19 protein-coding genes are annotated in these 20,181 nt (G+C 35.2%); 11 read left to right on the top strand and 8 right to left on the bottom strand.

What is annotated here, in order from left to right; translation table 11 throughout:
- Window positions 1–70 precede the first annotated feature (70 nt).
- The 3 genes from CLV73_RS09515 (at window position 71) to CLV73_RS09505 (ending at window position 5,217) form a co-directional block, all read left to right on the top strand.
- Window positions 71–1,405, top strand: a complete 1,335-nt coding sequence (locus tag CLV73_RS09515) for a trigger factor (protein WP_100376595.1) — start codon at window positions 71–73, stop codon at window positions 1,403–1,405.
- A 106-nt stretch (window positions 1,406–1,511) separates the two neighbouring features.
- On the top strand, window positions 1,512–2,195 hold the full coding sequence (locus CLV73_RS09510) for a hypothetical protein (protein ID WP_100376594.1): 684 nt from the start codon (window positions 1,512–1,514) through the stop codon (window positions 2,193–2,195).
- 166 nt (window positions 2,196–2,361) lie between these two features.
- Window positions 2,362–5,217, top strand: coding sequence for a M16 family metallopeptidase (locus CLV73_RS09505; protein WP_100376593.1), 2,856 nt, complete (start codon window positions 2,362–2,364; stop codon window positions 5,215–5,217).
- Between the two features lie 69 nt (window positions 5,218–5,286).
- On the opposite strand, the gene CLV73_RS09500 is transcribed toward CLV73_RS09505, so the two are convergent.
- Entirely contained in the window at window positions 5,287–5,871 is a 585-nt protein-coding gene (locus CLV73_RS09500; RefSeq protein ID WP_100376592.1) for a DUF3109 family protein, read from the bottom strand.
- A 6-nt stretch (window positions 5,872–5,877) separates the two neighbouring features.
- Complete coding sequence (locus tag CLV73_RS09495) at window positions 5,878–6,783, bottom strand: DUF6427 family protein (protein ID WP_100376591.1); 906 nt, start codon at window positions 6,781–6,783, stop codon at window positions 5,878–5,880.
- A gap of 42 nt (window positions 6,784–6,825) precedes the next feature.
- Between CLV73_RS09495 and CLV73_RS09490 the strand changes: the two genes are divergently transcribed.
- The gene (locus tag CLV73_RS09490; RefSeq protein WP_100376590.1) at window positions 6,826–7,059 is read left to right on the top strand and encodes a DUF6341 family protein; all 234 of its coding nucleotides are present in this window, start codon (window positions 6,826–6,828) and stop codon (window positions 7,057–7,059) included.
- Window positions 7,060–7,133: 74 nt separating this feature from the next.
- Here the strand turns inward: CLV73_RS09490 and CLV73_RS09485 are convergent, their stop codons facing one another.
- The 6 genes from CLV73_RS09485 to CLV73_RS09460 all read right to left on the bottom strand — a co-directional run bounded on the left by CLV73_RS09485 (window position 7,134) and on the right by CLV73_RS09460 (window position 10,654).
- On the bottom strand, window positions 7,134–7,571 hold the full coding sequence (locus CLV73_RS09485; RefSeq protein WP_100376589.1) for a universal stress protein: 438 nt from the start codon (window positions 7,569–7,571) through the stop codon (window positions 7,134–7,136).
- 60 nt (window positions 7,572–7,631) lie between these two features.
- Complete coding sequence (locus CLV73_RS09480) at window positions 7,632–8,237, bottom strand: fumarylacetoacetate hydrolase family protein (protein WP_100376588.1); 606 nt, start codon at window positions 8,235–8,237, stop codon at window positions 7,632–7,634.
- The gene (locus CLV73_RS09475) at window positions 8,234–8,650 is read right to left on the bottom strand and encodes a thioredoxin family protein (RefSeq protein WP_157798775.1); all 417 of its coding nucleotides are present in this window, start codon (window positions 8,648–8,650) and stop codon (window positions 8,234–8,236) included. Before CLV73_RS09475 ends, CLV73_RS09480 begins: the two co-directional genes overlap by 4 nt.
- A 10-nt stretch (window positions 8,651–8,660) precedes the next feature.
- Window positions 8,661–9,083 carry a putative signal transducing protein gene (locus CLV73_RS09470; RefSeq protein WP_100376586.1) on the bottom strand — a complete coding sequence of 141 codons (423 nt, stop codon included), beginning with the start codon at window positions 9,081–9,083 and terminating at the stop codon, window positions 8,661–8,663.
- Window positions 9,084–9,848 carry a 3'-5' exonuclease gene (locus CLV73_RS09465; RefSeq protein ID WP_100376585.1) on the bottom strand — a complete coding sequence of 255 codons (765 nt, stop codon included), beginning with the start codon at window positions 9,846–9,848 and terminating at the stop codon, window positions 9,084–9,086.
- A 65-nt stretch (window positions 9,849–9,913) separates the two neighbouring features.
- Window positions 9,914–10,654, bottom strand: coding sequence for a CDP-alcohol phosphatidyltransferase family protein (locus CLV73_RS09460; protein ID WP_100376584.1), 741 nt, complete (start codon window positions 10,652–10,654; stop codon window positions 9,914–9,916).
- A 114-nt stretch (window positions 10,655–10,768) separates the two neighbouring features.
- Between CLV73_RS09460 and CLV73_RS09455 the strand changes: the two genes are divergently transcribed.
- From CLV73_RS09455 to CLV73_RS09425, 7 genes are all read left to right on the top strand, one after another.
- Complete coding sequence (locus tag CLV73_RS09455; protein WP_100376583.1) at window positions 10,769–12,700, top strand: LTA synthase family protein; 1,932 nt, start codon at window positions 10,769–10,771, stop codon at window positions 12,698–12,700.
- 150 nt (window positions 12,701–12,850) lie between these two features.
- Window positions 12,851–13,270: a DUF2147 domain-containing protein gene (locus tag CLV73_RS09450; protein ID WP_100376582.1), complete on the top strand. Its 420-nt coding sequence runs from the start codon at window positions 12,851–12,853 to the stop codon at window positions 13,268–13,270.
- A 206-nt stretch (window positions 13,271–13,476) separates the two neighbouring features.
- Complete coding sequence (locus CLV73_RS09445) at window positions 13,477–14,457, top strand: pyruvate dehydrogenase complex E1 component subunit beta (protein ID WP_100376581.1); 981 nt, start codon at window positions 13,477–13,479, stop codon at window positions 14,455–14,457.
- Window positions 14,458–14,569: 112 nt separating this feature from the next.
- Window positions 14,570–16,564, top strand: a complete 1,995-nt coding sequence (locus CLV73_RS09440) for a KUP/HAK/KT family potassium transporter (RefSeq protein ID WP_100376580.1) — start codon at window positions 14,570–14,572, stop codon at window positions 16,562–16,564.
- A gap of 67 nt (window positions 16,565–16,631) precedes the next feature.
- The gene (locus tag CLV73_RS09435; protein WP_100376579.1) at window positions 16,632–17,105 is read left to right on the top strand and encodes a Fur family transcriptional regulator; all 474 of its coding nucleotides are present in this window, start codon (window positions 16,632–16,634) and stop codon (window positions 17,103–17,105) included.
- A 3-nt stretch (window positions 17,106–17,108) separates the two neighbouring features.
- A complete protein-coding gene (locus CLV73_RS09430; protein ID WP_100376578.1) occupies window positions 17,109–18,848 on the top strand; it encodes an OstA-like protein in 1,740 nt (579 codons plus the stop codon).
- Window positions 18,849–18,946: 98 nt separating this feature from the next.
- On the top strand, window positions 18,947–20,122 hold the full coding sequence (locus CLV73_RS09425; protein WP_100377031.1) for an aspartate aminotransferase family protein: 1,176 nt from the start codon (window positions 18,947–18,949) through the stop codon (window positions 20,120–20,122).
- Window positions 20,123–20,181: the final 59 nt, after the last annotated feature.

The raw sequence follows: 20,181 nt of genomic DNA, 5'->3' as shown, positions 1-20,181 counted from the left end.
TTAAGTTGATTTTAAATGAGTGATTTTCATAAAATTTTCATATTTTTGCAACCTAAAATTTTAATCAATAATGAAGGTTACTGCAAAAAACCATGATGATGTAAGTGCATTGCTTACAGTGACATTGGAAAAATCTGACTATAAGGAAAAAGTTGAGAAACAATTGATTAATTATGCTAAAAATGCACAAGTTCCTGGATTCAGAAAAGGAAAAGTGCCTTTGAGTATGGTTAGAAAACAATATGAAGCAGGGATTGCTTTTGAAGAAATCAACAAGCAGGTTTCTGATGCTTTGAACGGGTATGTAAATGAAAACAAACTAAGATTAGTTGGTCAGCCTGTTCCTCAGCCAGTAAACGAATTCGATTACAATGCTGATCAGTTAGAAGTTGCTTTTGAAGTAGGATACGAACCAGAATTCACTATCGACTTATCTAAATATGAAGCTCCTCACTATAAAGTAGAGGCTTCTGAAAAAGAAATCAACAAGAGTATTGAGAACATGCAGAAGCGTTTTGCTGAGCAGGCTCCTCAAGACAAAATCAATAAAGATTCTTACATTGCTTTAGAAATTTCTCAGGTTGTTGAGGAAGATGCTGAAGGAGAGCACCACCACCATCCAAAGAACGTTACCATTACTGCTGAAAACAAAGAAGCTTTCAAATTGGTAAAGTCTTTGAAAATGGACGGATCTGTAAAAGTTTCTAAAGAAACTCTTGCTGAAAATGAAGAATTGGCTAAAGAATTAGGGTTTGCTAAAGAAGAAGTTGAGCATTTACACCACGCTGAGGTTGAAGTAAAAGTAAAAGATTTCTATGCTCTTAACTTAGCTGAACTTAACCAGGATCTTTTTGATAAAGTATATGGTGAAGGAAATATCAAGTCTGAAGAAGAATTGAAAGAAAAAGTAAAATCTGAATTGGATGAATATTTCCAGCAAAATGCTGATGTTCACTTTGTGAATAAAGTATTGGAGCAGGTTTCTGAAAAAGAAGAAGTAAAACTTCCTGAAACTTTCTTGGTAAAATGGTTGCAATTCTCTAATCAGAACATTCAGTCTGAAGAGCAGGCTAAAGAAATCCTTGAAGCTGAGAAAAACCAGTTGAAATATCAGATCATCGAAGGAAAATTGATGACAGATAACGAAATTCAGTTAGACTATGCTGACGTTTTAGGACAAGCTGAGCAATTGGTAAGAAACCAATTAGCTATCTACGGAATTCACCACTTAGGTGATGAGGAAATCCAGAAATATGCTGTTGAGATGTTGAAAGATCAGGAGCAGGTGAGACAAATTTCTTCTGAAGTAGCAATGGCTAAATTGAAAGATGTAATCCTTGAAAAAGCAACTAAGAAAGAAACTGCTATTTCTCACGATGAGTTTTTAGAAGAACTTAAGAAATAATTTTCTAAATCTTAAATAAAATTAAAAGCCACCAAAATATTGGTGGCTTTTGTATTGGTATCTTTCCAATATTATTATCTTTACACTTAAAAAAATAATATAATATATGAAAAAGATTATAATTCCATTTTTCTGTGCAGTGCTTGTTTCTACTTCAGTAGCTGCTCAGCAAAAATCGGCTCCTGCAAAAACAACTGCAGCACAATCTACACTGAGCTCTCAACAGGTAATTGATAACTACCTTAAAGCTTTAGGAGGAAAAGCAAAATTAGAAGCTGTAAAAAGCTCGATTACTGACAATACTCTTTCTGTACAAGGGATGGAGGTTGCAATGACCACTAAAAAGATGGGAAATAAATTCAGATCTGAACAATCGGTGATGGGACAAAAAATGGTTCAGGTTTTCGATGGTGAAAAAGGATATATGGATCAGATGGGACAAAAAATGGATATTCCTGCTGATAAAATTGCTGAACTTAAAAAGAGCAAGGTGATTGACGCATTGGGATATGACGCTTCTACCTTCAAGACAGTAACTACCGAAAAAATTGATGGAAAAGATTATAATGTTCTGAGCTCTGATAAAGGAAAGTTTTATTTTGATGCAGCTACAGGTTTATTGTATAAGTCCGAAACCAAAGAAGGAAATGCATTCGTAAAAAGCTATATGACTGTTGACGGAATTCAGTTCCCTGCTGATATTGAAGCAGAAGGAGGAGGTCAGAAAGTTGCTATTAAGACCACAAAAGTGGTTCTTAACTCTGGAGTTACTGACGCAGATTTTAAATAAGAATAGTTGCATTTAACATAATAAAACCGGGCATTTGTCCGGTTTTTTTGTGGGCTTAAAAATTAACTCTATTTAACTCAACTTTAACTTTAAATAAGAATAAAACATTTCCTAGCGTTGTGAATAATTGATATTTTTACCCCGAAAAAAATTAATAATTAATACAATGAAGAAAATGTTATTTTCATTTGCAGTGATCTTCTTCGCATCTGCAAATGGCTTTGCTCAGAACATTCCAGCAGATCCTTCTGTGAGAATCGGGACTCTTTCCAATGGAATGAAGTATTACATCAAGAAAAATAATTTACCGGAAAAGAAAGTTGACTTCAGACTGGCGATCAATGCGGGATCTATCCTGGAAGACGAAAACCAAAGAGGTCTTGCGCATTTTATGGAGCACATGAACTTTAACGGGACTAAAAACTTTCCGGATAATAAACTGGTTGACTTTTTACAATCGATAGGAGTGAAGTTCGGACAGCACCTTAATGCTTATACAAGCTTTGATGAGACGGTGTATATGCTTCCTGTACCTTTAGATAAGCCGGGTAATCTTGATTCCGGTCTCAAGGTGATGGAAGACTGGGCTTTCAATGCTACACTTTCTGATGAACAAATTAACAAAGAAAGAGGCGTGGTACTGGAAGAATTAAGATTAGGTTTGGGTGCGGATAAAAGAATGTCTGATAAATATCTTCCTAAGCTTTTATACAATTCACAATATGCAAACAGGCTTCCGATAGGAAAGAAAGAAGTGCTGGAAAACTTTAAGCCGGATGTGATCAGAAAATTTCACCAGGATTGGTACAGACCTGATTTAATGGCAATTGTAGTAGTAGGAGACATCAATGTAGATGAAGTTGAAAAAAAGATAAAAGACAACTTTAGCAAATATAAAAATCCTGCTAAACCAAAAGAAAGGAAGATTTTTGATCTGCCTAATCACAAAGAAACATTGGTGGCTATAGAAACAGATCCGGATGCTACAAGCTCCAGAGTTCAGTTCATTATGAAAGATTCGGAAGCGTATACGCCTGATGTAACGATTGAACAATACAATCAGAGCCTGATTAAGAATCTGGCGACTACAATGTTGAATAACAGGCTGAGAGAACTGATCAATTCAAATAATCCTCCTTTTACTTACGGTTCGGTTTATCATGGAGGAACTTATGCAAGAACAAAAGAAGCTTTTCAGGGGTTTGCTATGACGAAAGAGGGAGATCAGTTGAATGCGCTTACGGTACTTTTAACAGAAGTGGAAAGAGCAAAGAAATTCGGATTTACCCAATCTGAGCTTGACAGGGCAAAATCTCAGGTTTTATCCAATGTTGAAAATTCTTATAATAACAGAGATAAGACAGAAAGTTATATGCTTGTAGATGAGTATGTAAGAAATTTTTTGGAGCAGGAACCTATGCCGGGAATTATTTGGGAATATGAAGATACAAAAGCGTTTTTACCAGGCGTTACATTAGCACAAACCAACGATATCATCAAGAAATTTGTGAAAGATGACAGTAGGGTTATTGTAATCACAGGTCCTAAAAAGGATAATGTTAAAATGCCTACCGAAGCAATGGTTCTTAATGCTTTTGAATCTGTAAAAATGGCAGATATTAAGCCTTATGAAGAAAAAGCAACGATTAAAAACCTGGTAAAACCATTTAAATCAGAAGGTAAGATCGCGAAAACTGAAACAGATGAAAAACTGGGAATAACAACCTGGACGTTGAGCAACGGAGCAAAAGTAACCTTTAAGAAAACAGATTTTAAAGATGATGAAATCGTATTTTCAGCAAGAAGTCTGGGAGGAAACTCTTTAATTCCTGATGCGGATTTTAATAAGACACAGTTTGCTTACCAGGCTTTGACTGAAGCCGGCGTTAACAGTGCCTCTAAAGCAGATCTTACGAATTATCTTGCTGGAAAGCAGGTGAGTGTTACTCCATATATCAGTAGTACATTGGAGGGTATATATGGTAGAACAAACCAAAAAGATTTAAGCACGGCAATGGAGCTTACTTACGCTTATTTTACGGGTCTAAATTACAGCCCTGAAGCCTTTAATGCCTATAAGATGAAGCAGTCTGCAATGCTGAATAATCTTTTATCAAATCCGCAGACTTATTTTGCCAGTGAACATGCTAAGTTTACGAATCAGAAAAATCCAAGATTCATAGGAATTCTTCCGCTGGAAAAAGATTGGGCGGCTACAGATTACAAAAAAGCGTACGATATTTACAAAGAGAAATTTGCCAATGCAGGAAACTTCCATTTCTATTTCGTAGGGAATATTGATGAAGCTAAATTTAAAAATGAAGTTTTACAATATATAGCTAGTTTACCAACTACAGGAAAAACCACTAATTTTAAAGATACAGGATACAGATCCATTACCGGAGATCATACCAGAGTGTACAAAAAAGGTAAGGATCCGAAAAGTATGGTTCAGATTGTGTATTCAGGAGAAACACCTTACAATGAGAAGGAAGCTTTGGCACTTTCAGCTTTAGGGGAAGTAGCTACCATTAAAGTAATTGAAAAGTTGAGAGAAGACGAGAGTGGTATCTACGGTGGCGGAGCAAGAGGAGGAATGTATAAAGTTCCTTACGGTAATTACAGCTTCAGTGTAAGTTTCCCTTGTGGACCGGAAAATGCTGATAAACTGACGAAAAGTGCGATTGCAGAGCTTCAGAAACTTATTGAAAAAGGCCCTGAACAAAAAGACCTGGATAAATATAAGGAAGGGGAGTTGAATGACTATAAAACAGATTTAAAGGACAACAATTACTGGGTGAATGCTTTATCTAAAAATCAGCTGGATGGAAGTGATAAATATGACATCCTTAACTATCAGGAGAAAGTAAAAGCACTTACCGTAAAAGATCTGCAGGATGTTGCTAAAAAATATCTAACGAAAAACAGAGTAATTGCTACATTAATGCCGGAAGACGGGTGGGAGAACACCAAAAAAGAAGACGGAAAACCTGCGGCTATTAAAGCAAGTGTTGCCAACTAACAATAGATTTACATTCAATTAAAAAACCGCAGAAATTTTCTGCGGTTTTATTTTATTTCTTAAAATCAATTAAGAACCATACTCGTTTTTCCACTCTTCTGCAACTTCACTTAGAGTCGTGTAGAAATCTTCACCGTATTTTCTTGTAAGCGGAGTTTTTAAAAATTTATAAACAGGAACCTGCAATTCTTTTCCTAAAGTGCAGGCATCACTACATACATTCCATTCATGGTAATTTAAAGCTGAAAAAGTAGAATATTCTGTGATCCTGATCGGGTATAGGTGGCAAGAAATAGGTTTTTGCCAATCTAAGGCACCGTCTTCATAGGCCTTTTCAATCCCACATTTGGTAATTCCTTTTTCGTCAAAAGTAACATAAGCGCATTCACGGTCTTCAACCATTGGGGTTACATACATCCCGTCCGACGGATCTGTGGTCCAGGTTCCCTGTTCTTCAAGTGCCTTTATTCCTTCCTGTGTTAAGTAAGGTTTTATCTTATCAAAAATACTGTCTAATATTTCAAGCTCATCTTTATCTAGCGGAGCACCTACATCTCCTTCCACACAACATGCCCCCTTACATTTGGTAAGGTTACATACAAACTCTTCGGAAAATATATCCTCTGAAATTAATTTATCGTCTATCTGAATCATAATCTTTTAAAATATATCAAAATATGTTTCTGCTTTAAACATAATCAGGCTTATGATGATAAGCCACAAACTCGCTTCCCGCATCCAGTATTTCGGGAGGAAACGTAGCATTCTACTTAAAATAATACTGCAGGGAAATGCCAATAATAATAAGTACTCATAGTTTTTATTCATATACAGAATAATAGTTACCAGCTGCGCTAATGAAAAAACCAGTAAGAACGTATATTTATATCTGCTTATCGGACTTTTTTTATTGTAATTGCTGAAATGGTCATATATAGCATAAATAAGAAGCAACGCAATAGGAATTAAAGGAAAAATATCGTGATAATCTGTAATGATCTTCATTTTTCCAAAAGGGAAATAATCGGGGTTCCAGGTAGTGAAATCCAAGAAGTACATCGCAGAAAAATAACTGATTGCGATAAGAAGGATTCCCAGTAAAAATCTGATGATATTCAAACCTACTCGTTCTGAAGTAGCAATAACGTGTATCATAACGAAAATAGCCATGGGCCATGTGGTAGGAAGAAATATAAAATTAAGGGCTACAATGGAACCTACCAGTACATAAGATTTTTTTCTTAAATCTTCATTCGTACTTGTAAGAAGAAGCAAAAGAAATGAATTCGTGAGCAGTGCTACGGCAATACCTATGTCCAGCCCGCCCGGATATAATCCGAAAATAAAAAATGTATATAAAAATAAAGGGAGGTGGGTTTGATAATTAAGTGCAATAGAGTGAAAACAAAAATAAGCCAACGCAATTCCCAGGAAGGTAATCCCGGCAATAATAGCTTCATAAGTGTTGAAATTCAGTATGTTAAATATGATTACTATAAAAAGAAGAAAAACAATATAGACCGGAATCGAAAAAATATTGCTTTCTTTTGAAAGTAATTTAAACATTTTTTATAAATTTGTGCAAAGTTAATTTAAAAAAGGAAAATAATGACGTCTTTCTTTCTATTCTTAAGTAAAGTTTTCAAATGGTCTTTCGGTTTTTATGATGCGTTTGGGAATGTTTTAAACTGGGTACTATTTATCGTTTGCTGTGTTTTGTTTACTTACTGGTGCTATGTTTTAGTAGCAAAATTAGGTGGAGATAAAGACAAAGAATATTTTTCTCCTACAGAAGGAAAACATCCTTATTACGATCCAAAAATCTACAAAAAAGAAGGTTAATTAATTGGTTATATAGTAAAAAACCGATCAAATAATATATTTGATCGGTTTTTTTATTATTAACGATTAAAATGTTATTCATGAATAGGCAAAACTAGGACCGGAATAGGTGAACTCTTGGTAAGTCCTTTAGTTAAGCTTCCTACAAAAACGTCATATATTCCGCTTCTTCCATGTGATCCCATCACAATAAAATCAGCTTTTTTGGTTTTTGCATACTCCAGAATGATATCTTTTGCAATCCCTTGTTTCAAAAGGTGCTCGCAATCTATATCATGGGCAAGAACTCTTTGCTGAAGTTTGTTGAGCTGTACCAATTCTTCTCTGATTTCGTTCTCTTCAACCTCAGGAAAATATTGATATCCCATATCGCCAATAGCAAAACCTATATCAGTAGGAGCAACATGTATCAGATTTATTTTTCCATTGACCTGTTTTGCAAACTTGACGGCTCCATCTATCAGCTGATCTGTTTTTTCCCCAAAATCTACGGGTAATACTATATTTATCATATTTTCATATTTTGTCTCTTAAAGGTATGAAAAAAAATAGATAAATGAAAAATTTAAAAATTACAATATTCTTAAATCTAAAACTTTATCCTCTTCCAGGTAAGCTTCAAGAATATCGTTTTCGTTAACCTTTCCGACTCCTTTCGGAGTTCCGGTAAAAATAAGATCTCCCACTCTTAAAGTAAAGTACTGTGAAACGAACGTGATGATATCATCAATGCTGAACATCATATCCTGCGTATTTCCGTCCTGCACTTTTTCCTTATTTTTTAATAGTGAAAAATTCAGCGATTCAAGATTGAACTTTTCTTTTTTGAAGAAACTGCTTATTACGGCAGAGCCATCAAAGCCTTTTGCCAGTTCCCAGGGTAAACCTTTCGATTTAAGATCACTCTGGAGATCTCTTGCTGTAAAATCTATTCCCAAACCGATTTCTTCATAATGCTTATGGGCAGACTCTTTCTGGATGTATTTTCCTCCTTTTGAAATTTTAACCACCACTTCCAGCTCATAATGAATATCGTCTGAGAATTCAGGAATATAAAAATCGCTTCCCTTTAAAACGGCTGTATCCGGCTTCATAAAAATTACCGGTCTGTCAGGAATTTCATTTCCTAATTCTTTTGCGTGTTCGCTGTAATTTCTTCCTATGCAGATTATTTTCATTTAGATAATTTTTTAATAAAATTGTTTAGACTGTAATACCCTTTTAATCTTATTTTTTCTTTTCCGTCGGAATCGGTAAGAATATAAGTAGGATAAAAGCTAACATTATGTATTTTTTTATAGCGCTCAAAAGTCTGATAATTTTCAGAATCAACTTTTATTGGCATTTGTAGATCTAAAACAAAAAGAACAAATTTATCCTTTGCAAACTCTTCGAATTTAGGATCACTAAGCACTTCTTTTTCCATTCTGATGCATGGTTTGCACCAGCTGGAACCTGTAAACTCTATAAGGATATCCTTATTTTCTGAAAGTGCAATTTTCTGTGCTTCATCCCATGTGTCAGTTTTTGTTATCTGGCTGAAAACTGAAATGGAGATGAAAAAAAGTATTGTGAGCAGTAGTTTTCTCATATGTTCTATTTTAATGGGTAAACTCATTCCCGCAATAATAACAGTGATATAAATTGGCAGGGACTTTTACGGGAATACCTATGAACAAGAGACTTAGGCCAAAAACACCGCCTGGCTTTTCATCCCTGTAAATATGATTCGAACCACATTTAGGGCAAACAAAATCAAATTCAGGATTCTCAATGGTATGTTCCACTTCTAAAGAAAACTCTTGATTTTCATTGTAATCCCGTAAGGTTTGTTCTGCTTTTTCCAGATCTTTTTCAAAAACCTGCAGCTGGATTCCGCCAACAGCCTGAGAAAGCAGCCAATCCGACTGAATCAGCTGTTCATTAGCAATAAAGCTGTTGATGCCGCTCTCTGCCAATATTTGTTTATCTCTGTTGGCCTGAAGAGCATTCTCGTAAAATTTGAATTTAACCAGCTCGTTCATTTAGAATCTGCTTGATAGTTGGATTTTTGTGAATACTTTCTTTGTATACAGCGGGAAATCCGCATTCTGAAGCCACCCGAAATACCCTAGATCTTTCTGGAAAATTACTTTCACACACTGTCCTTTATATTTACCGAAATTAAAAATTTCTTCAAGCTTCTCGTTGTATCCTATGAAACCTGCAAGATCCGCATGCTTGTTATGGAAAGTGAATTCACTTAGTGGTCCTATTTCATTTGGAATATCATCATATTTTCCGACCTGTGCATCCAAAACCTCAAAAGTTGCCATCACATCAGCTTCTGCAGAGTGGGCATTTTCTAATGTTTTACCACAATAAAACTGATAAGCGGCCCCTAAATTTCTAGGTTCCTTTTTATGAAAAATCGTTTGAGCATCTACTAATCTGAATTTGCTCAGATCAAAATCAATGCCTACTCTTAAAAGCTCTTCGGCTAAAAGAGGGACATCAAAACGGTTAGAATTAAAACCTCCCAAATCACTTCCTGCAAGCATTTCCATTACTTTAGGGGCGATTTCTTTGAAGGTTGGTGCATCCTTTACATCTTCATCATATATCCCGTGAATCTGGCTGGATTCTAAAGGAATAGGCATTTCTGGGTTTACTTTCCATGTTTTGCTTTCTCTTGAAGCGTCAGGATTTACTTTTAAAATACAGATTTCCACAATTCGGTCTTTCCCGATATTGGTTCCGGTAGTTTCCAGATCAAAGATGCAAAGAGGTTTATGTAACTTTAAATTCATTTTTTTAATTTGAAATTGAAAATGTACTAATTGAAATTGGAAACGTGATTGAATCCGGTTCCAGTTTATTTTAATTGTTTCTGAAAAATAATTGATATGAGTATATAATAAATAATTACCATTGGAACTCCGGCACTTTTAAAAATAATTAAAATAATGACAGAGCCGATCAGTAAAGCCAGTTTCGGATAATTGTCCTGCAGCTTCATCGATTTGAATTTCATGGCGATCATTTTTATTGGACTGATTAAAAACCAAGATGAGATAGCCGTAAGAAGAATAAGATATATTTGGTTTTCAAAGAGAAATTCAAAGCTTCCTACTTCTTTATTAGCGTAAAATAACCCGAAAATCAAGATGGTATTTGAGGGAGTATTTAATCCTTTAAAGTAATATTTCTGATCTTCGTCCAAATTAAAAATGGCCAGTCTCAGACATGAAAAAAGAGTGATGAAAAGCCCCAGATAAGGTATCCATAGATGGCCGTCTGCGAGCTTAGATGCATAATTGATGGATTCTAAAGGATTCCGAATCTCAACTCCTGTTAATGCTACAACAATTGTCAGCCCCGGAATCAGTCCGAAGCTTACCATATCGGCTAAGGAGTCTAGCTGAACTCCTAAATTTGAATTCGATTTTAAAGCCCGGGCTACAAAACCATCAAAAAAGTCTAAAATCAAAGAAAGAATGATGCAAATAGCAGTAGTTTGATAGTCGCCAAGAATAAGATGGATTGCTCCCACGCTGCCCGAAAACAGATTTCCCAGAGTAATTGCGTTTGCAAGATTATTTTTAATAAAATTCATAGTCACAAAATTAAAATAATATATCAAATAAATTAAGATAAGCATTTATCAATTTAATTATTGTTACATTTTCGGATTGCTTATTTGTTACCGAATTTGATGTAAATTTGCGCCATGAGATTTTTTAAAGAATTTAGAAAACAGGAAGTTCTGGTATTGTTGTACCGGATTTTTTTAGCTTATTTTTTCTATCAGATTGCCAGGTTTTTATTTTGGTATTTTAATAAAGGGTTGATTAAAGTAGATTCGGTCTCAGATTATTTTAGCCTGTCTTATCACGGGGTTGCATTTGATACCACTGCCATCTTATATGTAAATGCTCTTTTCATTTTGTTGAGCTTAATTCCTATAGTTGTTAATACTAAAAAAGTGTATCAGAAAATTCTTTTCTGGTTATATTTTATCACCAACGGAATTACCTATGCCATGAACTTTGGAGATATTGTTTATTTCAAATTCTCACAGACAAGGCTTACTTCAGCGGCTTTCCAGGTAGCGAAGCATGAGGACAATGTTTTTAAAGTATTCACCGCTTCTATTGTACAGAATCCTTATATCTTACTATGGTTTGTCATTTTGATGTGGCTTTGGGTTTTCCTTTACAAGAAAGTGAAAATTACAGAACGTAAACCTGTGAGATTGGTTCCGTATTTTATTTTATCCATTTTGACACTCTGTATTACTGCTGTTCTAACCGTTGGAGGAATACGGGGAGATTTTAAGCATAGTACAAGACCGATTAACCTGGTAGATGCGAACCGCTTTGTGAAGCTTCCTGCTCAGGGAAATATGGTGCTGAACAGTACTTTTTCGTTCTTCAGAACATTGAATACGAATAATTTTAAAGAGGTATATTTCGTAGATGAAAAGTTTATTGATGAAAATATTCAGCCATATAAACAGTATGACAGGAAAGTAACTAATAAACCTAATATCGTTATTTTTATTGTAGAATCTTTTGGGAGAGAGTATTCAGGAGCATTCAACAAAGACAAGAATATCAAGGATTATGTTTCTTATACACCATTTATTGATAGTTTAGCAGGTCAAAGCTTAATATTCCCAAATACTTTTGCGAACGGAAGACAATCTATTCACGGGATGAGCTCTGTTTTGGCAGGAATTCCGAGCCTAACGGATGCTTTTACAAGTTCACCGTATTCTAACCAGAAAATACAGTCTATTGTTTCGATTTGTAATGATTTAGGCTATGATACTTCCTTTTATCACGGAGCTCCGAATGGTTCTATGGGGTTTTTAGGCTTCGGAAATATTCTAGGATTTAAACATTATTATGGGAAAACGGAATACAACAATGATAAAGATTTTGATGGAATGTGGGCAATCTGGGATGAGCCCTTTTTACAGTATTTTGCTAAAAATGTAGGGAAAACGCAACCTTTTATGGCCACCATTTTTACAGCTTCATCTCATCACCCTTTTAAGATTCCTGAAAAATACAACGGAAAGTTCAAAAAAGGAAAAAATCAGATGCATGAGCCGATACAGTATACCGACTATTCAATCAAAAAATATTTTGAGACCGCTAAAAAGCAACCTTGGTACAACAATACCATTTTCGTATTTACAGGAGATCATACCAATGAAGTATACTATCCCGAATATGAAAAAATAATGAACCGTTTTGCTGTTCCTTTAATTTTTTACTCACCCAATCCGGAATATAATCTGAAAGGAGTCAATCAGGAATTCGCGCAGCAGATTGATATTTATCCTACATTGGCAGATTTGATAGGGTATGATAAAAAAATAAGAAGCTGGGGCAGAAGTTTGGTGAGCGATAAAAAATATGCTCCGATTATAGCCAATTCGGACGGTACGGTTGAGCAGTTTATTATTGGAAATTATATCTATCGCTTTGATGGAAAAGAAATAGTAGGTGTTTTCGAGAAAACTGATTTAGGATTAGAAAAAAACCTGATCGATCAGCTGAAGAACAATCCTGAAGTAGAAAGAGGAAAGCTGACTGCCAAAGCTTGGTATCAGGATTATATGAACAGGGTGATTAACAGAAAAATGTATTAATGTTTAAGAAATGTTTAATTCTGAAAGTTGGTATAGCTCTTGTTATATATGCCTAGGATAATAAAAGTTTTTGTTTGTTTGAAATTAATTTATATTTTTAACAATAAATAGATAACTAAATTATCGTATTAGAATTAAAACTATAAAAATATGAGAAAATTATTATTAACATCCGCTTTTTCTTTATTAGGAGTATTGTCCTTTGCACAGATCGAAGGAAAGTGGAAAACAATAGATGACGAAACGAAACAGGCGAAATCTATTGTAGAAATCTATAAAAAATCTGACGGGAAATACTATGGGAAAGTTTCTCAGCTATTGATCAAGCCTGCAGATCCAAATTGTACGGTTTGTAAAGACGATAGAAAAGGGAAGCCTATTTTAGGGATGGAAATTATCAGAGGATTGAAGAAAGAGGATGATGAATTCACAGGAGGAACAATCACAGACCCTAAAACCGGAAAAACATACAAATGTACCATTACAAGAGACGGTGATAAGCTGAATGTAAGAGGGTATATCGGTTTGTCTTTGATCGGAAGAACACAGACCTGGCAGAAAGTGAACTAAATATAAAGTGTAAATAGAATTGTGAGACGGTATTTCTTTGGGAATATCGTCTTTTGTTTTGAAGGAATTTATAAAAATTTAATAAAGCGGAAGAAAATGTAATTTAAATTAAAATTAATACAAAAATCTTAGCGAATGTGATCTCTTTTTTATGAGGTGTATAATAAAAAAACACTACTTTTGTAGTCTAAATTTTTCAAATAGATATGGCAGAATATACTTTTCGTGAGGTAATTGCACAAGCAATGAGCGAGGAAATGCGTAAAGACGAATCCATCTTTTTAATGGGAGAGGAAGTTGCAGAATATAACGGTGCATATAAAGCTTCAAAAGGAATGCTGGATGAATTTGGTCCGAAAAGAGTAATCGATACACCTATTGCTGAGCTTGGTTTTACAGGGATTTCTGTGGGAGCTGCAATGAACGGGAACAGACCCATCGTAGAATTTATGACATTCAATTTCTCTTTGGTAGGAATTGATCAGATTATTAATAACGCTGCTAAAATCCGTCAGATGAGCGGTGGTCAGTGGAATTGTCCAATCGTTTTCAGAGGACCGACTGCCTCTGCAGGTCAGTTGGGAGCAACGCATTCACAAGCTTTTGAAGGGTGGTATGCGAACTGTCCGGGGCTTAAGGTAATTGTACCTTCCAACCCTTACGACGCAAAAGGATTGTTAAAATCTGCTATTCAGGATAATGATCCGGTAATTTTCATGGAATCTGAACAGATGTATGGAGATAAAATGGAAATTCCTGAAGAAGAATACTACTTACCAATCGGAAAAGCAGATATTAAAAGAGCAGGTACAGATGTTACCTTGGTTTCTTTCGGAAAAATCATGAAGTTGGCGATTCAGGCTGCTGAAGATATGGAAAAAGAAGGAATTTCTGTAGAGGTTATAGACCTTAGAACAGTTCGCCCTCTAGATTTTGATACGATTTTAGAATCTGTGAAGAAAACCAATAGATTGGTGATCTTGGAAGAAGCTTGGCCATTTGGATCAATTTCTTCTGAAATTACATATATGGTACAGCAAAAAGCATTCGATTATTTAGATGCTCCTATCAAGAGAATTACAACTCCTGATGCTCCGGCACCTTATTCAGCTGCATTATTTGCAGAGTGGTTCCCGAAACTTGAAAAAGTAAAAGAAGAGATTAAAAAAGCGATGTACGTTAAGTAATAGAAAAAAACTTCCGAAAGGAAGTTTTTTCATTTATTATATTCATGAAGAAAAGTTCTTGTGGATATAATTTTGGTTTAAATTTGCGCGTTTAAAAATTAAATTATCTGTTATGACAGAAGTTACAGAAGGCGGTCATCATTTTGACATTAAAAAGCTTTCCTTTATTGGAGTCTTAGTTTCTTTGGGAATTGTTTTTGGAGATATTGGTACTTCACCGCTTTACGTAATGAAAGCAATTGTCAACGCAAGAGAAAGCGGAAGCAATATGCCTTTTAATGAATACATCGAAGGGGCACTTTCGTGTATCATTTGGACTTTAACCTTGCAGACAACCATCAAATACGTTATCATTGCTCTTCGTGCAGATAATAAAGGGGAAGGTGGAATTCTGGCTTTATTTTCCTTAGTTAAAAATCTTAAAAAAGGCTGGCTCTATCTTATCGCTATTGTGGGAGCAGCAGCGCTTATTGCAGATGGTGTTATTACCCCTTCACTGACGGTAATGTCTGCGATTGAAGGTCTGGAGATTTATAATCCTCATACTCCTGTAGTTCCTATTACTATTGGAATTTTGATTGTTATTTTCGTAGTTCAGCAATTCGGAACCAGCTTTATCGGTAAGTTTTTTGGACCGATTATGGTAGTTTGGTTTTTGGTGCTTGGTGGATTGGGAATATCCCATTTGAGCGAAAATTTTGAAATTTTAAGATCATTCAACCCTTATTACGCCTATAAACTTATAGTAAATTCTCCGAGTGCAATTGTGATCTTAGGAGCAGTTTTCCTTTGTACAACCGGAGCGGAAGCTTTATACTCGGATCTTGGACACTGTGGTGCGAAAAATATCAGAGTAAGCTGGGGATTCGTTAAAATCATGCTGATCTTAAATTATCTTGGGCAGGGAGCATGGTTATTGTCAAATTATCAGAATCCGGGATTTTCTGTAGTCAATCCTTTCTTCGGAATTATGCCGCCATGGGCAGTGTTACCGGGAGTAATTCTGGCGACAGCTGCAGCAATTATTGCCAGCCAGGCATTGATTACAGGATCATTTACTATTTTCTCCGAAGCGATGGCGCTGAATTTATGGCCTAATCAGAAAATTGATTATCCTTCCGGAGTGAAAGGACAGATGTATATTCCAAGAATCAACTGGGGGCTTTTATTATTCTGCATTATTGTGGTACTTCACTTTAAAGAGTCAGGAAAAATGGAAGCGGCTTATGGCCTTTCTATTACGGTGACCATGTTGATGACTACAATACTTTTAGGATTCTGGCTTTTGAAACACAGAGTAAACAAGCTTTTTATTCTTGTTTTTGGTATCGTTTACTTATCTATAGAATTAGGATTCTTCAGTGCGAATATTATCAAATTCATGGAAGGTGGTTGGATCACGGTGGTTTTAGGAGGTTTCATTGGAGTTTGTATGTACGCATGGTACAACGGAAGATCTATAAAGACTCAGTTTATTCAGTTTGTGAAACTGGAAAATTATACTCCGATTATTAAAGATATGAAGCTGGATGAAACGATTCCTAAATATGCTACTAACTTAGCTTATCTGAGCAGGGCGAAAAGAAGTGATGAAGTTGAATCGAAAATCATCTATTCAATCATAAAAAAACAGCCGAAGAGAGCGGATCATTATTTTATCCTTACCATTACCAATCAGGAAGACCCGTTTACCTTTAAATATACTGTGGATGAGATTTTACCAGGCACCATTTATAAAATCAATTTCCTTTTAGGATTTAAGGTGGACCGTAGAATCAACGACTATTTTAGCATGGTTCTGAAGGACTTAATGGCAGACGGAACGATACCTTCGCGAAGCAGTCATCCTTCTTTAAGATCATATAATATTCCACCAGATTTAAAGTATGTAATTATAGATAACTCCTATATCAACGATATACTTTTGACTGTTAAACAGAAGATTATTCTTAATATTTACAACTTTGTGAAGTATATAGGAAGTGATGATTTCAAAGCATGGGGAGTGACATCACACAACGTGGTGGTGGAATCTGCGCCGATTACGGAACTAACAGTTTATGATCATAAAATAGAACAGGCTGGGTTTTTAAGACACAATAGTTAGACTTCTTTAACAGTTCCTTCTGATATTAATTAAATAAAAATCAATAAATTTGTAGATAATTTTTTTGATGGATACTTTACAAAAAGAAAAAAATATAACTTTAATTAAGGATGTTTTAAGAAACTATTTATTAGAGAAGGGTTTCAGAAATACGCCTGAAAGATATACTATATTGGAAGAAATCTATAATATGGATCACCACTTCAATGTGGATGATCTGTATTTACTGATGCTTCAGAAAAAATATCACGTATCTAAAGCTACAATTTATAATACAATTGAGATTTTCCTTGATGCAGGACTGATCCGTAAACATCAGTTCGGTGAGAAAACTTTAACTTCTTCTTCTTACGAAAAGTCTTATTTTGATAAGCAGCATGATCATTTGGTCATTTATAAAAAAGATTCCGATAAGGAGATTGAAGAAATTATCGAGTTTTGCGACCCCAGAATTCAGGGAATTAAAGAGGCTATTGAAGAAGCTTTTGGCGTAAAAATTGATTCTCATTCGCTATATTTTTATGGCACTAAGAATGACTAATCAATGAGATATATTCTTTTTCTGTTATTTTTCGTTTCTACATTCTCTTTTGCGCAGGATAAAAAAACTGTGCAGATGGATCCTTATATACAGCCTAAAGCTAGCGCTGCGCAACAACCGGTTCGTCCTGAAGATAAGGTGAGAATTAAAAATGCTGATGAATTTAAGAAAGACACCAAATATGAGGGAAACCAATATATGGTTGGACATGTGGTTATTGAACATCAGGGTTCGGTTTTAACTGCTGATGAAGTGGTTCTCTATAATGAACAAAGTCTTGTAAAAGCTTTTGGAAATGTAAAGCTTGTGAATGCAGACGGTTCGGTAATTTCGGCAAAAGAAATGGAGTACAATGGTACCACTCAAAAAGGTGTTGCCAAACAAAATGTTGTGCTTACGGACCCAAAAGGAACTGTTATCACAACGGAAACGATGTATTATGACAGGCTTACCAATCAGGCATATTATAATACGGGAGGTACTATTAATGACGGAAAGAGCACAACCTATTCCAAGTCGGCAACCTATTTTTTAACAACCCGTACCATTGATCTTACAGGAAGAGTGAAAATTGTAGATCGTGACTATACATTGGAAGGTGATAATGTTGTTCAGAATCAAAATACCAACATTGTTACAATTAATGGCTATACTACCATTACCAATAATAAAAATCCTAAAAACAGAATCATTACTGAAAAAGGAACTCATAACATGAATACCAAAGAATCTTTTCTGACGAAAAATTCAAGGGTATATTATAATGATAAGATTCTTACCGGTGATGAAATGTATTACAATCAGCTTACCGGTTTTGGAAAAGCGACGGGAAATGTAACATTGGATGATCCTAATGAAAGAAGATGGATAAAGGGAGGATATGGAGAAATTTTTGAAAAGAAAGATTCTGCAATGATGACGAAAAATCCATATGCAGTAAAAGCGATGGAAAAAGATTCTCTATATTTTGCATCGGAAAAAATAATCTCTTATCAAAGACCGGATTCTATAGATCCGAAGGTAAAGAAAAGCTTTATAAGAGCGTTTAAAAAAGCCAGATTTTACAAATCAAATGCACAAGGAAGGGCTGATTCCATTGCTTTTAATGAGACAGACGGAGTTATGCACATGTATACAGCACCTATTCTTTGGAGTGGAGAAAAACAGGTGACCGGAGATAAAGTGGAAGCCTATTTCAATACTCAAAATGAAAATATTGATTCACTAAAAGTAATAGGAAATGCTTTGGCCATAAGTAAAGTGGATTCTCTGACTCTGAAAGATGAATTCAATCAGGTGAAAGGAAAATTTATGACAGTCCATTATGAGAATAATGAGATTAAAGAAGCCTCGGTGATCGGCAATGCTCAGGCAATTGCTTATACAGACGATACTAATAAAGAAACTAAAAAAACAGAAAGAATAGGGATTACTCTGTCTTCTTGTGGTATTATCAGTACTTTGTTTTCAGAAAGAGAGTTGCATATTATTTCATGTAGTATTGGAGCTACTTCTGAAACATATCCCATGAGTAAGATAGAACCTGAAAAGAGAAAGTTTCAGGATTTCAACTGGAATACAAAAGACCGGATCAGGAAATGGCAGGATATTCTCGTCGATACTCCGAATTATGAAGAGATAAAATATACCTCAGATAATGAGCTTTATGATAAGGCCCAGCAAGCCATAGAGGCGGAAAGAGCAAAAGAAGAAGCTAAAAAGCCGAAAAGAGTAAGGAAATAATATAAAGATCAGTTTTAAGCTGGTCTTTTTTTATTGGGATTAATTTCAGGGTTTAATGAATGTTTTATAGCTTTGCTGAAATTTTTCTTATAATGGAAATGCAAAAGGATTTTTTTACATACCAGGCTCAAACAACACAGTTTGCGGCGGGTTTTGAAGTTGAAAAAGCAGTAGGGAGCTATATTTATGGGACCGACGGAACAAAATATTTGGACTTTGTAGCAGGAGTTTCAGCTAATACCTTAGGTCACTCACATCCTAAAGTCGTTGAGGCAATTAAAGAACAGGCAGAAAAATATCTTCATGTCATGGTATATGGCGAATATGCGCAGGAAAAACCGGTTGCTTTATGTAAATTATTGGCAGAAGCTACCCCGGATCCGCTAGAAATTACCTATTTGGTGAACAGTGGAGCAGAGGCGATTGACGGAAGTTTAAAACTTGCCAAAAGATATACAGGAAGAGAAGAAATCGTATCATTTAAAAATTCTTACCACGGAAATACACATGGAGCACTGAGTGTTTCGGGAAATGAAACCCATAAGAGAGAATTCCGTCCTTTGTTGCCAATGGTTTCTTTCATTGAGTTTAATAATGAAGAAGATTTTAGTAAAATCACTGAAAAAACTGCCTGTGTTATTTTGGAAACCGTTCAGGGAGCTGCAGGTTTCTTGGTTCCCAATGATGATTATTTAATAAAATTGAAAAGAAGATGTGAAGAAGTAGGAGCTTTATTGATTCTTGATGAAATTCAGCCGGGATTCGGAAGAACAGGAAAGTTATTCTCTTTTGAGCATTTCGGAATTGTTCCCGATATTTTGGTAATGGGAAAAGGAATGGGAGGAGGAGTTCCGGTAGGGGCCTTTATGAGTTCTAGAGAAATTATGGAGACTTTGGCCCATTCTCCAAAATTAGGTCATATTACAACGTTTGGAGGAAATCCGCTGATTGCTGCTTCCAGTTATGCTACGTTAAAAGAGGTGTTGGAAAGCGGATTGATGGATGAAGTCGAAGAAAAAGAAAAACTATTCAGAGAATTGTTGGTTCATCCTAAAATCCAAAATATCAATGGAAAAGGATTGATGCTTGCTGTAAACCTAGGCTCTCCGGAGTACACCCTGGATGTTGCCAAAAAATGTATGGAAAAAGGTTTGATTGTCTTCTGGCAATTGTACAGAAACGAATATTTAAGAATTTCTCCACCGTTAACGATTTCTCTGGATGAAATCAGAGAAGGGTGCCAGATTATTTTGGATGTTTTAAATGAAAATTAATAGAGAAAACGCTTCAATTTTTGAAGCGTTTTTTCATGAAAACAGAGTTAAACAACTAT

It is taken from the genome of Chryseobacterium geocarposphaerae, assembly GCF_002797535.1.
GTDB classification, from domain to species: domain Bacteria; phylum Bacteroidota; class Bacteroidia; order Flavobacteriales; family Weeksellaceae; genus Chryseobacterium; species Chryseobacterium geocarposphaerae.
The sequence above is the reverse complement of the archived record's forward strand: the minus strand, read 5'-3'. Positions and strand labels throughout refer to the sequence as shown.

Excerpts from the sequence above, each read along its gene's own strand:
- CLV73_RS09515 (WP_100376595.1), top strand. The coding sequence starts at position 71 with ATGAAGGTTACTGCAAAAAACCATGATGATGTAAGTGCATTGCTTACA.
- CLV73_RS09510 (WP_100376594.1), top strand. The coding sequence starts at position 1,512 with ATGAAAAAGATTATAATTCCATTTTTCTGTGCAGTGCTTGTTTCTACT.
- CLV73_RS09505 (WP_100376593.1), top strand. The coding sequence starts at position 2,362 with ATGAAGAAAATGTTATTTTCATTTGCAGTGATCTTCTTCGCATCTGCA.
- CLV73_RS09500 (WP_100376592.1), bottom strand. The coding sequence starts at position 5,871 with ATGATTCAGATAGACGATAAATTAATTTCAGAGGATATATTTTCCGAA.
- CLV73_RS09495 (WP_100376591.1), bottom strand. The coding sequence starts at position 6,783 with ATGTTTAAATTACTTTCAAAAGAAAGCAATATTTTTTCGATTCCGGTC.
- CLV73_RS09490 (WP_100376590.1), top strand. The coding sequence starts at position 6,826 with ATGACGTCTTTCTTTCTATTCTTAAGTAAAGTTTTCAAATGGTCTTTC.
- CLV73_RS09485 (WP_100376589.1), bottom strand. The coding sequence starts at position 7,571 with ATGATAAATATAGTATTACCCGTAGATTTTGGGGAAAAAACAGATCAG.
- CLV73_RS09480 (WP_100376588.1), bottom strand. The coding sequence starts at position 8,237 with ATGAAAATAATCTGCATAGGAAGAAATTACAGCGAACACGCAAAAGAA.
- CLV73_RS09475 (WP_157798775.1), bottom strand. The coding sequence starts at position 8,650 with ATGAGAAAACTACTGCTCACAATACTTTTTTTCATCTCCATTTCAGTT.
- CLV73_RS09470 (WP_100376586.1), bottom strand. The coding sequence starts at position 9,083 with ATGAACGAGCTGGTTAAATTCAAATTTTACGAGAATGCTCTTCAGGCC.
- CLV73_RS09465 (WP_100376585.1), bottom strand. The coding sequence starts at position 9,848 with ATGAATTTAAAGTTACATAAACCTCTTTGCATCTTTGATCTGGAAACT.
- CLV73_RS09460 (WP_100376584.1), bottom strand. The coding sequence starts at position 10,654 with ATGAATTTTATTAAAAATAATCTTGCAAACGCAATTACTCTGGGAAAT.
- CLV73_RS09455 (WP_100376583.1), top strand. The coding sequence starts at position 10,769 with ATGAGATTTTTTAAAGAATTTAGAAAACAGGAAGTTCTGGTATTGTTG.
- CLV73_RS09450 (WP_100376582.1), top strand. The coding sequence starts at position 12,851 with ATGAGAAAATTATTATTAACATCCGCTTTTTCTTTATTAGGAGTATTG.
- CLV73_RS09445 (WP_100376581.1), top strand. The coding sequence starts at position 13,477 with ATGGCAGAATATACTTTTCGTGAGGTAATTGCACAAGCAATGAGCGAG.
- CLV73_RS09440 (WP_100376580.1), top strand. The coding sequence starts at position 14,570 with ATGACAGAAGTTACAGAAGGCGGTCATCATTTTGACATTAAAAAGCTT.
- CLV73_RS09435 (WP_100376579.1), top strand. The coding sequence starts at position 16,632 with ATGGATACTTTACAAAAAGAAAAAAATATAACTTTAATTAAGGATGTT.
- CLV73_RS09430 (WP_100376578.1), top strand. The coding sequence starts at position 17,109 with ATGAGATATATTCTTTTTCTGTTATTTTTCGTTTCTACATTCTCTTTT.
- CLV73_RS09425 (WP_100377031.1), top strand. The coding sequence starts at position 18,947 with ATGCAAAAGGATTTTTTTACATACCAGGCTCAAACAACACAGTTTGCG.